We start from the raw sequence: 15099 nt of genomic DNA on the forward strand, positions 1-15099 counted from the left end.
TGTGGCGAGTCGACTAGCGGCGCAGTCCCAGCTTCTCGATCAACGTGCGGTAACGCGTGATGTCGACGTTCTGCAGGTAACCCAGCAGACGACGACGCTGACCGACAAGAAGAAGCAGTCCACGACGTGAGTGGTGGTCATGCTTGTGCATCTTGAGGTGCTCCGTGAGGTCGAGGATGCGACGAGTCATCATCGCGATCTGGACCTCGGGGGATCCCGTGTCACCCGGGTGGGTTGCGTACTCTTCGATGATCGCCTTCTTGATGCTAGCTTCAAGAGCCATAAGGTGATCCCCTCTCTGGTCGTTGCGCGGTGCCCACAGCTGGATGCGTAAGCTCTCTTTATCCGCGGCCGTTAGACGGCAACCTTGTAATTCTAGCAGAACCGGGCACCTCGCACGCCTGCTGGCCCATTCACTCGGTTTAGGGTGGGAACGTGAATGCCGCCCTTCTGCTCGACCTGCTGCTCATCGTGCTGCTGCTCGGTTACGCGGGATACGGCATCAACGTCGGACTCACCCGGAGCGTTTTTGTGATTGCCGGGATAGTGGCGGGTGTCGTCGCAGCAGTTCTATTCGCCCCCGCCGTGGCGCGCGCAATCCCTGAGCCGCAGATTCGCGTCGTCGTCACAATTGCCGCGGCTATCGGCCTAATCGCGGTCGGTCACGCCATCGGCCATGCAATTGCGAAAGGTCTGAGCGAAGAACTCGACACGAGCAGGCTTCGCGGCATCGATCGTGCGGCAGGAGGCGTCGTCATTGGCGTAATTGCCGCGCTCGTTGTCTCCACCGTAAGTTTCAGCGTTGCACAGCTCGGATCACCACTTCTCTCCCGAACAATCGCGGATTCGGCGGTGATCGGCACGATTCACGACCTCACACCGGGCAACGTCGAAGTAGCCATCGCCCAATTGCGCACCGTGCTCGCAGATCAAGCGGTGCCATTCTTCACCGCTGAACTGGGGCGTACCGAAGCGACAATTCCAGGAATCGATACCGGCAGCGCCGCACTCTCCACCGCCGCCGCATCAGTGGTGCGTATTACCGGAAACGCATACGCATGCGGACAAGCGCAAACCGGAACCGGATTTATCGTCGCCGACGAACGAGTTGTCACCAACGCGCACGTCGTTGCGGGCATCGAACAGCCGGTCGTCGAGGCGCTCAACGGCCAAGTACTCACCGGAAAAGTCGTCTACTTTGATGCGCGGGACGATCTAGCGATAATCGCCGTACCCGGCCTCACCCCTCGGCCCCTGCCCCTGGGAATCACCGCACGACCCGGCAGTAGTGCGGCAATTCAGGGTTACCCCTTCGGAGGCCCGATCACCATTGGCGCCGCACTAGTGCAGAGAATCAGCGTTGCCACCAGCCCCGACATCTACGGCACAGGAGATTTCCCTCGCGAGGTCTACACGCTTGCCGGGCAGGTGAATCCCGGAAACTCAGGCGGCCCATTGCTCACCCTCGATGGCACCGTCATAGGGACGGTGTTCGCCCGAAGCGCCGACCAAGAAAACGTGGGCTATGCGGTAACTCTCACCGAACTCCGGCCCGTCGTAGACAAAGCCCCCACCCTCAACGGAACCGTGTCTAGCGGGGCATGCATACGCGAGTAATCGTTGGGGCAGTCAGAGCAATAACCCAGCGCAGTCTGTCATTGCGATCAGTCATCGCGGCCGGAATCGTCTGACGAGTCCGCCCCACCGTCAAACCTCAAGGTTTCTGAGGAACCAGGATCACCCGGGCACGCATCGACCGGCTCATCATCGAGCGTCGTGAACGCGAACCATGACCAATCGTCGTCGAGCTTCTTCACGAGACTTCGCGGCACAGCAAATCGCACGACTGCACCATCGATTTCCGCATCATCGGCATCCATTCGTTGACTCTTATCGCGGTCAAACTCGGAGGACGTGGCGCCCTGAATCTCACCGTCTCGAACCTCGACAGAGAATTGATAGGAGCGGTCGGCATCCGCCGTTTCAGCATAGACAGCCAGTTGTACCGAACCATCGGGAACTTCCGATGTGAGAAGGAACTCGATGAGCAATTTGTCGCCGTCAGGCTGAGTCACCGAAACAGAGTCGATATCAAGCGCATCAGTCTCTGACGTGAAGTCTATGCAGCGCGTGCCCGTTGAGGCTCCTGTCGGCGCGATCGCGGATAGCTCTGGGGGCGTGGTTGCGGCACCCGGCACAGCTGGCGTAGCGCTCACAACGGGCGGTTGAGAACTGTCTGCCGGTTGTCGTGTGGCCGCGAGAGTGACAACAATGGTCACGATAATTGCGAAAACCAGCACGGCAACAACCGCCACAACTATCGGAACCACCGCAACACGGCGCTGCACAGGATCTAGCGAGGGCTCAGAAGTCACCCGGAACACGCTAGCAGTCCCCAAGAGCACGGCCCGAGAGAGCGGTCACTTCAGCTCACGCGTCACCCTGAATTCACGACAAGCGACGTCAAAATCATCACCACAGCCCAGAGCGAAAAGATCGTCGCGACCAGCGCAGCGACAACCCATAAGAAACGTCGCACCGCCGCCGTGCGAACATCATGATGGATACGCACGAAAGCGCGCGTCAGATTTCGCGCCTCGTGCGCGACCGATTGAGGCTCTGGCCACGTACCGTTCGCTTCCGCGGCTCCAGAAATTTCGGCGACAGCGGCACCGGAAAGGATCGCGGGAGCAGCAAGCAACCACTGTTCAAGCTGGCTCGAAGTGAGTACGTTAACATCTTCGGGTGCCAGCAGCCCCGAGACCTTGGTCGGTTCCACGAGAACCAGCACTGCGGTGACCGCGATTGGGGCGTTGAGTGCGGCGCTCAAGGCCCCAGCAACGTGGCGCGCTGACTCTCGTGCCTCTGTCAGAGCGCCACTAATGCTCTTTGCAACAATCAGGTCGTCACCGCTGAAAGCCACTTCCGCTGACTGGCAGTTGACAACCACGAGTGCGAAAACGCCCGCGCGACCGACCGCGAAGTGGTCCAGCGACGTCGAACCAAGGGGAACCCCGTGCAGTACATCCCAGCTGTGGCCAAGCCGGTCAAGGATTGATCCGACAAGAAGCTCACCCACCGCGCCTCGGTAATGCGCTTTTCCTTCATCGGTGAGAGGCGACGAACCAAAGACACGTGCGAATCGCCCCCGCGGCGCACGGTGTGATTGCGCTTCGATTACTGCGGATATGGCAGACTGCCCAGCGATCTGACCGCGAAGACTATGGTTCTGCGGCACCAAGTCCTCCCACTCTCATATCGCCTAAACACACCGAACTGCACACACCGAACTGCACGCCGAAATACGTTAGGCCGGAGGCTCCCCCGCCTCCGGCCTGACTCGTCGCGAAGAATCGCTCCCGAGCGAAGGTCCCTCCCCCGAGGAATGACTTCTAGATATATAGTGCCCACACTGTGAATTTCATGTAACCCCCACTTGTGGGACCACCCCAATGGGGCAATCAGCCAGCGTGGCAAACAGCCAATGGCCCATTCACCTCGATTCGGGAATTCCCTGCGGCAAACCCTCAGACGCGACGATACTGAGCCGCTGTGTTGAACGCGTCATGGCCACGTAAAGCGCCGCAGCCCCTCGCGCAATCTCGTTGATGATTCGCTGCGGCTCAACCACAATCACCGAATCAAACTCCAAGCCTTTTGACTCGCGGGGTGTGAGCACCACTATCGGCCTCATGAGGCCCGCCGCTCCCTCCCCGACGTCGTTCCCAAACTCGCGTTCGAGCGCCTCCACCACATCAGTGGTGAGCGAATCGCTCACGATGACGGCCATCGTTCCCTCAGCGGAGATCGCTCGATCAACCCGCACCGCCTCGACAACACTCGCAATACGGCTACCATCCGTCGTTGTCGTAACTGCCACTGGCCAGGGGCTCTCACGGACCGCTCGAGACGGCGTGATCGAAACCTGGTGCGCCAACGCCACAGCCTCAGCAACAGCAACAATTTGGGATGGCGTGCGGTAATTGATGGTGAGCTCCTCGAGCCGCCACGCGCTACCGACGTGGGCGGCAAGCGCCGTATCCCAGCGAGTTGCGGCGGCCGCCGCACTCGCCTGAGCAACATCACCAACAATCGTGAACGACTTCAGAGGGTTGCGGCGTGCGAGAAGTCGCCACTGCATGGGCGACAATTCCTGCGCCTCATCAACGACGATATGCCCGTAAGCCCACGAGCGATCCGCCGCTGCGATATCAGCGGTTGAGGAACGCTCTGCCGTCGCCTCGAAGCCATCAGCGAGAGTCTCCGCATCAATCATGCCCTCAACGCCCATGTTCTCGATGGCGGCGGCAGCGTTTTCGAGGTCGCGCTTTCGCTGCTGAGACTGTTCACGTTCGGCCGCAGTGTGTTCAACATCCACCTCGCCGAGCCATTCCGCGGCTTCGTCGAGCAGCGCAACATCACTCACAGTAAATGGTGCTTCTCGTTCGCGCAGCAGCAGCTGCCTCTCGTCGTGAGTCCACCGAGGCGTGAGGCTGCGCAACCAGTTGGGTCGCGCATAGAGATCATTGACCAATTTTTGCGGGGAGAGCGGCATCCACGCGGTGTTGAGCGCGACCTTGACATCGTGCGCGGTGCGGATGTCTTCGCGCAACCACTTCTGATCAGAATCATCGATGGTGTTGCCATGAGAGCGGAGCTGATCGGCCAGCATACGACTGAGTGCGTTGATCGCCGCCTTATTGAAAGCCACGCGAGCAAGATTGTGCGGCTTGTGGGAATCCCAGGCCTTCTGCATTGCTCCCCGAATTAGTTCCGCAGGCACATCAAGAATCTCGCCATTGATCTCCATGCGCTGAGTCGTTGTCGGCACCACCTGCCGAGAACGCACAGCCCTCCTGATGAGAGCCGCTATCTCCAGAGAACCCTTCAGGCTCGCCACAGCATCGACATCTTCGCGCCGAGCATCCACTCCGGGAAACAGCTGGCCAAGGCTGGCCAGCACCACACCGGTCTCACCGAGTGAGGGCAAAACGGCTTCGATATAGCGCAAGAACGAGCGCGACGGCCCCACAATCAGCACACCGGATGTCGAAAGCCGTTCCCGGTGCGAATATAGCAGGTAGGCAGCGCGGTGCAGCGCAACCGCCGTTTTACCGGTGCCCGGGCCACCCTGCACGACGAGCGTACCGCCGAGGTCGGATCGAATAATGGCATCCTGCTCAGCCTGAATCGTGGCAACGATGTCGCCCATGCGACCGGTACGTTCGGCGGTCAAACTTGCCATCAGGGCAGCTTCACCCTGCAGCGAAGCGACGTCACTCTCTAGGATCTCAGAATCAAAAATTTCGTCGTCGATGCGCACAATATCTCGACCGCGGCTCTGCAGGTGGCGCCGGGCACGTGCACCTAGGGGGGTTGCCGCTGTTGCCTGATAAAACGCTCGCGCTTGCGGAACCCGCCAGTCGAGCAACAGTGGCACTTGTTCCTCATCTCGGAGGCCGATGCGCCCGATGTACCGCAGGACGCGCTCAGGGCCGCCCTCCTCCGGCTCTAATTCGAGTCGCCCGAACGCCAGACGCTCGTCGATTTCGCGCAATTGCCCGACCCTGTCTTCATAAATACGGGCGAATGCGTCTCGCTCGGACCGATTCTGGTGGGTTCCCCCAGGGGTGCTTCTGCGCACCGCTTCGAGCTGCTGTTGCGCGGCATCTCGAAGCGAATCGAGCTGGTGGTAGAGGCCGTGAACGTAGTCACGTTCCCGTGCAAGCTCACTCGATGACATCCCCGGTCCTCTCCAAATTCCGACCTCCAATCTTACGCCGTATTCGAGTAGTGATTTGCCGATTTACCCTTGCGCTCCAGCGAACTCAGTGGCAGGCTAATTGCATAACAACTCATCGCTCACCAGAGTCGCAGGCAGTGCCGCACCGGTGGGCGATGAGTCTTGATGAGGGCACCCCCAATTACGATGGGCCCATTACGATGGGCTCATGCTTCGCTCGATCAACTACTCCGCTCTGATTGACCCTGTCGATCCTGATGCGGTGGCACGGTTTCGGTCGAACCGCCGCAGCCTGTTTGGATACTCGCAGCGTGCCATCGTCACGGCCTTAAAGGTGGGGCTGGGCTCCATCGTCGCGGTGTTCTTCGCGGTGATCGTTGGCACCCAACTTTTTGGTGTGTTCGCTGCAATCGGTGAGGCTGCGCTCGCGGAGCGCTCCTTGAGGCCCGCCATACCTTCGCTGCTTGTTTTGCTCCCCGTGATGGGTGCAGCCATCTGGGCAGGCTATCTCGGCGTGCGCGCGTGGCGTCGCAACGGGAGCCCCTGGCAACGCTTTTACCGGATGAACAAGTTTGCTGAAGATAACGAGCTGGCGTTTGCACCGCTCGATACTAAAGTCAGCTACTCTGGGCTGCTCTTCGACGTCAGTCAGAAACGTTCGATTCGTGACCGTTTTCGGAGCGTGAGTGGCCGGAGCCTCGAATACGGTAATTACCGGTACACGACTGGCTCCGGCAAGAATCGTGAAACCCATAACTGGGGCCTGATGGCTCTTGAACTCGATCGAGCACTGCCGCACATGGTGCTGGATGCCAAAGCGAATAATTATCTCTTCGGTGTCAGCAGTTTACCGCTGGCCTTTGCCAAGAGTCAGGTACTCAAGCTCGAGGGCGACTTCAACTCCTACTTCACGCTCTACTGCCCGCAGCAGTACGAACGTGATGCGCTTTACGTTTTCACTCCCGATCTGATGGCACTGCTCATCGACCACGCTTCACCGTACGACGTGGAAGTGGTCGATAGCTGGCTCTTGGTCTACTCCCCCCAACCATTCGACCTCGTGGACCCAGTGCAGCATCAACGTCTGTTGGGCATTGCAGATCTGGTCGGTTCCAAAGCCCTCCGTCAGTCGCGCAACTATGCAGACGAGAGCATCGGCGACTCCCGTGTGAACCTGATCGCCCCGCGGGGTCGACGTCTGAGAACCCAGGTTCCTTTATTCGTCTTCCTCGTCGCTTATGGGTTCGCGGCGCTGGTCGGCGCCGTTTTTCTCCACGACCTGCTCACCTAGTTTTTCGTGGGCGCCGTGCACATCCGCACGGCAACTCCCGGGCGCAGGCTAGGGCTGACGACCGAGAAGCACATGCCGCGCTTCGACCACTGCACCAAGCAAGAGAGCCTCATCAGCTGTGGCACCGATGCGATCACGACCGGTAATGATGCGCTGACGGGCGAACGCGAGGCGCGTCGCATCGTGGATGTAGGTTTTCATGGCCGGGTGCTTGTTGTGCCGAGCAGCCCAGACTAAAGCTTGCCGACGGCCACGGCGGGTGGCAAGCACCGCCACTTCTTCGTGATTGAACCAACCAACAGTCGCGTATTCGGCTAACCGGTCGAAGGTCAGTTTCTCCTCCTGCTTGCGCAAATAAATGACGATCACGATGGCGATCATGAAGAGAGGAAATTGCACGATCGCGTAGTAACCGAAGAAATCATTGACGAAGAATAGCGCTCCGTTCCACAGGGCATGCAAAGCGATCGCAAGCCCCAACCCCACGACGAACATCACCACTGCCACGCGCCTTCGGCTCGAGCGTGCCGCAAACCCCAGAGCGATGCCGACACAGACAGTGAACATCACGTGGGCAAACGGCGACATGAGGCCGCGCACCAAAAACATTTGGAAGAGACCAACGCCGCCGCCATCGAGGCTGACCAACTCGGAACCGAAATAGAGAATATTCTCTGTGAACGCAAAGCCACCGGCCACCCAGGCGGCGTAAACCAACCCATCGATTGGTCCGTCGAAATGCCGTCGAGCAACCCAAAAAATGACCAGAATGCCGAGGGCTTTACCCATTTCTTCAACCACTGGCGCTTGGACCGCAGCGGAGAAGAATTCATAGCCAGGCCCCGGCCCGCCGATTGCAGCAACAACGTTCTCAATTTCTGCGCCAACGATTAGAGCAATAAGAACGGCAACACCTGCACCCCAAAGGAAAGCGAAGACAACAGCCAATCGTGGCTCTGGCTCCCACCGATCAATCCACCGGACGGCAAAAAACACCACAGCCAGAGGTGCTAGCGCGAGAACTCCACCGAGCGCAAAGGCATCGGTGCCGAGACCTGAAATTAGGTACACCACGACAAAGAGCATCACTAGTGAGAGCGCGACAACTCCCACAATTCCGAGGACAAGCAGGCCCGGGCCACGGGAATTGGGTGCGCGAACATGGACAGAATCTTGCTGGGCTTCGAGGGCAACATCAGCGGGTGCAGCCGCGGGATGCTCGGCAGCAACACCCGCGGAAGCCGTGAAATCTGGAGTCGCAGGAGATGAATCGCTCGCAGTCATGTCAAAAACCCTAGCGTGCGCACGACACGGTAGTGAGCCGGGCAGAGAAAGGAAGAGCTATTGCGATCCTTGCTGCTCACGCAGGATGCTCAACGCACGGGCCACCCGATCGCCTAGACCTGCTACCCGCTTCTTCGATGACTTTTCGACCTCAGCAATGAGACCGGAAAGCTCACCCCGATACACCTCTTGAGTGGAACGGACCGAGGTACGTAACGCCGCGGACGCTCTCGCCGCGACACAAGCAAAAGTGCAGCTTACAACAACTGTCAGCAACGCAACGACGAGCACCCACGAGCGCGACGGGTCGTTCAGCACCTCGATGAGCGCAGCGACGGCTACAACCAGCGCAACGACCGGCGCAACAAAGCGCTGCGGTGTGCGCACCACCAGAGTCAGCGCTGAACTAGCCGCTACGCCATCGACACGCTTTCGATCGTCGGATGCGGCATCAACGGCCGCAACACGCGCGCGAAACTCGTCGACCTGGTCTTGATGAAGACGCACACCCGCCAGCTCGATGAGTTCATCGCGCATAAGTCGGTAGCTGTCAGCGGGAGGACGAACCACGACCAGAGTGACCGTAGCGACGACTGCCACAAGGACAACAACCGTGCTGAGTGCGATGAGCACGGCGGGAGAAGTTCGAGTGGGATCGGCAAAGAATGCTCTCGTACTCAGGTTCACGCCGATAGCCCCGATGACGAGCGCTAGTGCTGCCAAAGGAACGACCCAGGCAACCGGATGCAACCGCACTCGAGTTCTCACGCCGCGAGCAAGTCGAAGGTGATCAAAGCGTGCGGTGGCGTAGTCGGCCAACTGAGATGCGAACGCGATGAGCCAGAGCGCCGCCATGACGGTGAGTACTGTCCAAGAAGATTCCACGGTGCGACTGTAGTCGCTCTGGTGGAGAGGATTCGAAGGTGACACGCTTGGTTCATGCCCGCCGGAACCCTGAGCTTCGATGAACAATACCGAGCACTCTGCTCGCGAGATTCCCGCTTCGATGGACAGTTTATTGCCGGTGTTCACTCGACCGGAATATATTGCCGACCAAGCTGCCCCGCCGTCACCCCCAAGCCCAGAAACGTGCGGTTCTACCGCACGGCCGCCGCCGCCCATGAAGCGGGCCTCCGCGCCTGCAAACGGTGTCAGCCAGATGCCACGCCTGGATCCCCCGACTGGAACCTGAATGACGACCTCGCTTCCCGGGCAATGCGTCTCATCGCCGACGGTGTTGTGGAACGTGAAGGAGTAGCAGGGCTCTCATCGCGCTTGGGATACACAAGCCGCCACCTCACCCGCGTACTCTCGGCGGAACTCGGCGCCGGCCCGCTCGCCCTTGCTCGAGCCCACCGAGCGCAGGCGGCGCGAACACTACTGAGCGCGACCGGTCTCAGCATCTCGGATGTCGCATTCGCGGCCGGCTTCTCCAGCATCCGACAGTTCAACGACACCATTCAGGCGGTGTACGAAACAACACCAACGCAACTCCGCATCCTCGCACGCCGCGGACCATCTGCAGACGGGAATCACTCTCTTGAGCTTCCATCAAACCTCACCCTGCGGCTTCCCACCCGGGCACCCTTTGACGGCGCGGGGCTCATGACTTTCTTTGCAAACCACGCTATTGACGGAATCGAGACCGCGACCGCCACCAGTTTCGAGCGGGCACTACGTCTGCCAGGCGGCATAGCGACAGTGCGCCTGCAACTGATCGAACAGGGCGTTGTCTGCACAGCCCAACTAGCCAAAGTTTCGGATGTCTCACCCCTCGTTGCGCGCGTCCGCCGCCTGTTCGACCTCGATGCAGATTCGCTGGCCATCGACCGAGCTCTGTCGTGGGATCCAGTGCTAGCCGCATCAGTGGCCCGGGTGCCAGGAATTCGGCTGCCCGGAAGCGTCAACGCCGAAGAGACTCTGTTTCGAACACTCACAGGTCAACAAATTTCGGTGGCGGCGGCGCGCACCGTACACGCCCGCTTAGCACGGGAAATCGGCACCGAAGGACTATTCCCGACCGCAGCCCAACTGGCTGAGGCGGGTGCCGAAGTTCTTCCTGGACCTCGTACCCGAGTCGCCGCTATCCTCTCAATTGCCGAGGTTCTCGCATCCGGAAAACTCATACTCGATGTTTCGACTCCCCTCGACGAATTCACGGCTCGACTGACCGCAATGCCCGGAATCGGTCCCTGGACGGCGGGATACATGGCCATGCGGGTGCTCGGCAATCCCGACATCATGCTGCACCGTGACCGTGTTATTCGTCAGGGTGCCGACGAGTTAGGGCTTCCCGCTGCCGCCACAGCGTTAACGCGCTATGCCACTCAATGGGCTCCGTGGCGCAGCTATGCGTCGATGCATTTGTGGCGATCTCGACCGTCACCGGTGGAGCCTACGCCCAACTCACCATAGGGTGGAGTCATGAACGTCAGACTCTTCGTACTCGGAATCGGTATCGCCATTGGCTACGTGGTGGGAGCGCGCGAAGGCCGCGAACGCTACGACCAAATGAAAAGCACTGTGACAAAGTTTTGGGAAAGCGCTCGCGTAGCTAAAGCGCGCGTCAATGTCGAAGACTACGCACGCACCCAGGGTCCCGTTTTGCGCGATCGTGCCGAGGCGGTTGCTAAGGCAACGCCAGGGTTCGTGGCGCATACGGCCAAAGATGTCGCAGAAAGCGTTCGCGATGTTGCTGAATCCGCCACAGAGTCCGCCAAAGAATTTGTTGACCGAGCTTCTGCGTCGGCTCGCGACGTTGTCGGTCGCGTGACACACACCGCCACCGATGTGCGCGATAACGCCACCAAGACGGCTGCAGAACTGCGCGAACGCGGCGAATCTGCCATCGACCGTGCCGTCACGACCGCCGGAAAAGCACGCGACGAAGCTCTCGCGCCTCTCGACGATGACGACGACGAGCAGTCAGCAAAGTAGTTTTGAGGCTGCTCGCCGGCGGAGCTACCTACTGTCCCGTTGAGGGCATCACCGGCAAGGTAATCGCCGCGGTCATGGGCGAAACGCCACTGAGTCGCTCGGGAGTGAGCACGCGCGCTACATCTTCTTCCTTCATCAGTCCCGCCGACACCACAAGCTGGGCAATCGAGGCATTGGTCGTAAGGGCCGTGTGGGCAAGAGTCGCCGCAGCGGCATAGCCGATGTACGGGGTAAGAGCCGTGACGACACCAACACTCGACTCGACCTGAGCCGCAAGTCGTGCCTCGTTGGCCGTGATGCCAACGATGCAGTTTTCACGCAGTGTGCGGCACGCATTCGTCATCCACTCCAACGACTGAAGAAGCGAATGAGCAATCACGGGCTCAAAAGCATTTAGTTGCAGCTGGCCACCTTCCGCTGCCGCTGTGACTGTGGCATCCGCCCCGATTACGCTGAACGCGACCTGGTTGACGACTTCGGGGATGACCGGGTTCACCTTGCCAGGCATGATGGACGAACCTGCCTGCTTGGCAGGGAGGTTGATCTCGCCGAATCCTGCCTGCGGCCCGCTAGAAAGCAAGCGGAGGTCGTTACAAATTTTAGAAAGTTTCACCGCAGAACGCTTCAGCACACCACTCAGCGTCATGAACACTCCGACGTCACTGGTGGCCTCGATGAGGTCAAACGCCGTCTTCATCTCGATCCCGGTGGCATCGGTAAGGTGGCGCCGCACTGCTTCGGCATAGCGAGGATCTGCCGTAATTCCGGTACCAATGGCGGTTGCCCCCATATTGATCTCGCTCATGAAGGGCAGCACGGCGGTCAATCTGGCGTGATCTTCTTCGAGCGTGTGGGAGAACCCAGAGAACTCTTGGCCCAGGGTCATCGGCACCGCATCTTGCATTTGCGTGCGCCCGATTTTAAGGATGCTGACAAACTCGCGCCCCTTGTCAGCAAAGGAACCGGACAGCAGTTCGTGCTCGACGAGCAGGCGGTGAACCCCGAAGACCATCGCGAGCTTAATCGCAGTCGGGTATACGTCGTTGGTGCTCTGGCTGCGGTTGACGTCATCGATGGGGTGAAGGAACGAGTACTCACCCTTCTCATGACCCAAGATCTCGAGGGCGCGGTTTGCGATTACTTCGTTGGCGTTCATATTGGTGGAGGTACCAGCACCACCCTGGATAACACCGACACAGAATTCTGCATGCAACGAGCCTTCCAGAATCTCCTGACAGGCCGCATCAATGGCGTGTGCCTTCTGTGATTCGATCACACCCAGCTCAGCATTCGCGCGCGCCGCCGCCTGCTTGATGTGCGCCAGAGCGAGCACTAGATCGGGATAGACAGAAATCGCCCGTCGGGTAATGGGAAAGTTCTGCATCGCGCGGAGAGTGTGCACTCCCCAATACGCGTCAGCAGGAATCTCGAGAGCGCCGAGCGAATCAGATTCGATGCGGGTGGCGGTGTTCTCTGAAGAGGTGTTACTCAACTGTTGGTTCTCATCTCCGTTGACGGCTGGCACAACAAAACTGCGTGTCACTTACGTGTTGAGTGTACGCTCGAAAGCCTATCGGCGTCGGGGACGCCCAAGGCCGGAAGACCCATCCTTGACGGAAGGCTAATTCTTAATTGCGTCACGCAGTAGTGCCGAAAGTGCCTGCAACTGAACATTCGACTCAGCCACCACTTCCTCATCAGATCCATCGAGAGCCCGCGCAGCGAGACCCGCTTTGCTGTCGATGAGCTCCGCGATGCGCGCGTCAATCGTGTGCGCGGCAATAATTCGCCACGCCGTCACGGGAAGCTCTTGACCGATGCGGTGCACACGGTCAATGGCCTGAGTTTGTTCAGCGTTGGTCCAACTGAGTTCCGCGAGAACGACGTTGGATGCCGCCTGCAGGTTGAGCCCAACGCCAGCGGCAGTCAGTGATGCCACCACGACGGAGACCTCGGGATCATCCGCGAACGAGTCGATCGCATTCTGACGCGCTTTTGGGCTCTGGTCTCCGCGAATGGAAACAGAGTTGAGGCCAACCTTGGCAAAGTGCGCTTCAGCGGCATCCATTACATCGATATGCTTCGCGAAGAACACGACCTTGCCAACAGAGCGGGCCAGTTGTGCGGTGTAGTCAGCGGCAAGGGTTGCTTTAGCCTGACCGATTCGGCGAACCATGGTGAAGACATTCTCCCCGGTGGTCGCACTCTTTGACTCTTCAAGTTCGGCATGCGCGACCACACGGATGAGGTCCTCGGCCGCGACCTCTGGCTTGAGATTGCGCACGCGAGTGAAGCGATCAACCAGGCGAGCCGTGAGCGCTTGCTCTGCGGCGCGGATGGAACGGCCAAGATCGTCATCGAGTTCGACCGGGATGTCGGCGATGCGGCGTGCGGGGATGTCGGCGGCGACATCCACTTTCTTCCGGCGCACGATGCCCATGTCGATCACAGCCCGTCGGGCTTCGGAGAAGAAACCGGGGTCGGCGGGCGTGAGGTCGAACTCTTCAAGCTTGGACATGAGTGGGGCCAGTGGTTTGGTGCCATCGATCCATCCCAAAAATTGCCAAATCGCGCGAAAGTCTTCGATGGAGTTGATGAGCGGTGTTCCCGTCAGTGCCATGACGAGCGCTTTCGGGTACGTTGCACGGATGCTTCGCGACAAACTGAGCACGTGCTTCGAACGCTCAGATTTGAGGTTCTTAATGAAATGGGCTTCGTCGACAACCATGCCCTTGAAGCCAAAGCGGCCGAGCCAGCCGACGTGGCGATCGAGCACTTCATAGTTGACAATGACAACATCGCTGAAGGCATCAACGGATTCGCCGTCGCCGTGCACAACGGTGGCGCTGCGGCCCGGCGTCCACAATTCCACTTCGCGAGCCCAATTGGTTTTCACAACATTGGGGACAACGACCAACAGCGGGTAGGAGTGTGACGCTTCTGCTGCCATCAGTGCTTGGGCAGTTTTGCCAAGACCTGGCTCATCTGCCAGTAGGAACGTTCGGTGCCCCTGCTTGACTTTCTCAACGAAGCGCGCCTGGTGGCGCATGAGCTCAAGGCGGCCACGGGTCTGCAGCGATGCCGCTTCTGGCAGCTTCATGGAGGCAGCCCCGCCACCGGCACCCTGTTCAAACGCGCGGAACAGCGGTTCGATGAGCTCCCAGTTAGTCAGACGGTTGCCGTGCTCGGGCTGCGCCGGCGCGGCGCTAAAGTCGGGAGCGAGGAACGGGTTGGCCATCTGCATCTGACGAACGGATGCCGGAACGACCTGCTTCTCGACCTGCTTGTCGACCGGCTTCGGTTCGGCCGAAATGATCAGCTCTTCTGGGCTCAACTCAACGCCAGCCGCCAGCAGCAGATCACGGCGCAACGCTTGAGCCGCGGGAGTGATCGGGGCCGACTCGCCCAACATCGATATCAAACTGGTGTCGCGGGCAGCGGTCTTCGCCAGGATGCCCGCGAGGCCGTCGAGTCTTTTCTGTTCATTGGCACGTTCAGAGTCTGTCAACGCCGCATCGACCTTGACTCGCGCGCGCTCTTCGCGCAGAAGCAGTGCAGCCACTTGAAAGCGAGCACGGTTTGCGGGCTTGAGCGGGCCATTCTGCACCGCCGTCTCGACTTCGCGAGCAGCGCGAGCGAGAACAGGGATGACTCCGGTGTCGTCACCGGGTCGTGCGCGGCGTCGTTGAGAACCCGCCTGTCGCTGCTGCGAGTTTTTGGGTCGCTTGTTACGCGGCGAGGGGCCGGTTTTTGACGAGTTGGTCAATTAGTCTCCTGGTACTAGGCGAACGGCTCAGTCACGCGGATCGAATACTCGAAGACGTTGCCACGAAGGGGACTTCAA

General features: G+C 59.7%; 12 protein-coding genes. 4 read left to right on the forward strand and 8 right to left on the reverse strand.

All coding sequences use genetic code 11. The features are described 5' to 3' along the window. Positions 1–13: 13 nt before the first annotated feature. On the reverse strand, positions 14–283 hold the full coding sequence (gene rpsO / locus FB472_RS02390; RefSeq protein WP_009771894.1) for a 30S ribosomal protein S15: 270 nt from the start codon (positions 281–283) through the stop codon (positions 14–16). Between the two features lie 152 nt (positions 284–435). Between rpsO and FB472_RS02395 the strand changes: the two genes are divergently transcribed. Next, entirely contained in the window at positions 436–1617 is a 1182-nt protein-coding gene (locus FB472_RS02395; protein ID WP_141989498.1) for a MarP family serine protease, read from the forward strand. Positions 1618–1664: 47 nt separating this feature from the next. Here FB472_RS02395 and FB472_RS02400 read toward each other — a convergent pair whose 3' ends face one another. The 3 genes from FB472_RS02400 to FB472_RS02410 all read right to left on the reverse strand — a co-directional run bounded on the left by FB472_RS02400 (position 1665) and on the right by FB472_RS02410 (position 5743). After that, positions 1665–2375, reverse strand: a complete 711-nt coding sequence (locus tag FB472_RS02400) for a hypothetical protein (RefSeq protein WP_141989499.1) — start codon at positions 2373–2375, stop codon at positions 1665–1667. 62 nt (positions 2376–2437) lie between these two features. Beyond that, positions 2438–3238 (reverse strand): nuclease-related domain-containing protein, encoded by an 801-nt coding sequence (locus FB472_RS02405; protein ID WP_246078029.1) that lies wholly within the window; start codon positions 3236–3238, stop codon positions 2438–2440. A 255-nt stretch (positions 3239–3493) separates the two neighbouring features. Next, entirely contained in the window at positions 3494–5743 is a 2250-nt protein-coding gene (locus tag FB472_RS02410; protein ID WP_141989500.1) for a UvrD-helicase domain-containing protein, read from the reverse strand. Between the two features lie 208 nt (positions 5744–5951). Here FB472_RS02410 and FB472_RS02415 point away from each other — a divergent pair, with 208 nt between their 5' ends. Then, positions 5952–7034 (forward strand): hypothetical protein, encoded by a 1083-nt coding sequence (locus FB472_RS02415; RefSeq protein ID WP_141989501.1) that lies wholly within the window; start codon positions 5952–5954, stop codon positions 7032–7034. Between the two features lie 48 nt (positions 7035–7082). Here the strand turns inward: FB472_RS02415 and FB472_RS02420 are convergent, their stop codons facing one another. Together FB472_RS02420 and FB472_RS02425 are read right to left on the reverse strand one after the other, a co-directional pair. Next, a complete protein-coding gene (locus tag FB472_RS02420; protein WP_141989502.1) occupies positions 7083–8318 on the reverse strand; it encodes a PrsW family intramembrane metalloprotease in 1236 nt (411 codons plus the stop codon). A gap of 57 nt (positions 8319–8375) precedes the next feature. Further along, positions 8376–9203: a hypothetical protein gene (locus tag FB472_RS02425; protein ID WP_141989503.1), complete on the reverse strand. Its 828-nt coding sequence runs from the start codon at positions 9201–9203 to the stop codon at positions 8376–8378. 54 nt (positions 9204–9257) lie between these two features. Between FB472_RS02425 and FB472_RS02430 the strand changes: the two genes are divergently transcribed. Both FB472_RS02430 and FB472_RS02435 read left to right on the forward strand, forming a co-directional pair. Continuing rightward, the gene (locus FB472_RS02430) at positions 9258–10733 is read left to right on the forward strand and encodes an AlkA N-terminal domain-containing protein (RefSeq protein ID WP_141989504.1); all 1476 of its coding nucleotides are present in this window, start codon (positions 9258–9260) and stop codon (positions 10731–10733) included. 9 nt (positions 10734–10742) lie between these two features. After that, the gene (locus FB472_RS02435) at positions 10743–11255 is read left to right on the forward strand and encodes a protoporphyrinogen oxidase (RefSeq protein ID WP_141989505.1); all 513 of its coding nucleotides are present in this window, start codon (positions 10743–10745) and stop codon (positions 11253–11255) included. A gap of 28 nt (positions 11256–11283) precedes the next feature. Here the strand turns inward: FB472_RS02435 and FB472_RS02440 are convergent, their stop codons facing one another. Continuing rightward, positions 11284–12747 carry an aspartate ammonia-lyase gene (locus tag FB472_RS02440; protein ID WP_246078257.1) on the reverse strand — a complete coding sequence of 488 codons (1464 nt, stop codon included), beginning with the start codon at positions 12745–12747 and terminating at the stop codon, positions 11284–11286. A 129-nt stretch (positions 12748–12876) separates the two neighbouring features. Beyond that, positions 12877–15021, reverse strand: a complete 2145-nt coding sequence (locus tag FB472_RS02445) for a DEAD/DEAH box helicase (protein ID WP_141989506.1) — start codon at positions 15019–15021, stop codon at positions 12877–12879. Between the last annotated feature and the right edge of the window lie 78 nt (positions 15022–15099).

The organism is Rhodoglobus vestalii, assembly GCF_006788895.1.
In the GTDB taxonomy this organism is placed as follows: domain Bacteria; phylum Actinomycetota; class Actinomycetes; order Actinomycetales; family Microbacteriaceae; genus Rhodoglobus; species Rhodoglobus vestalii.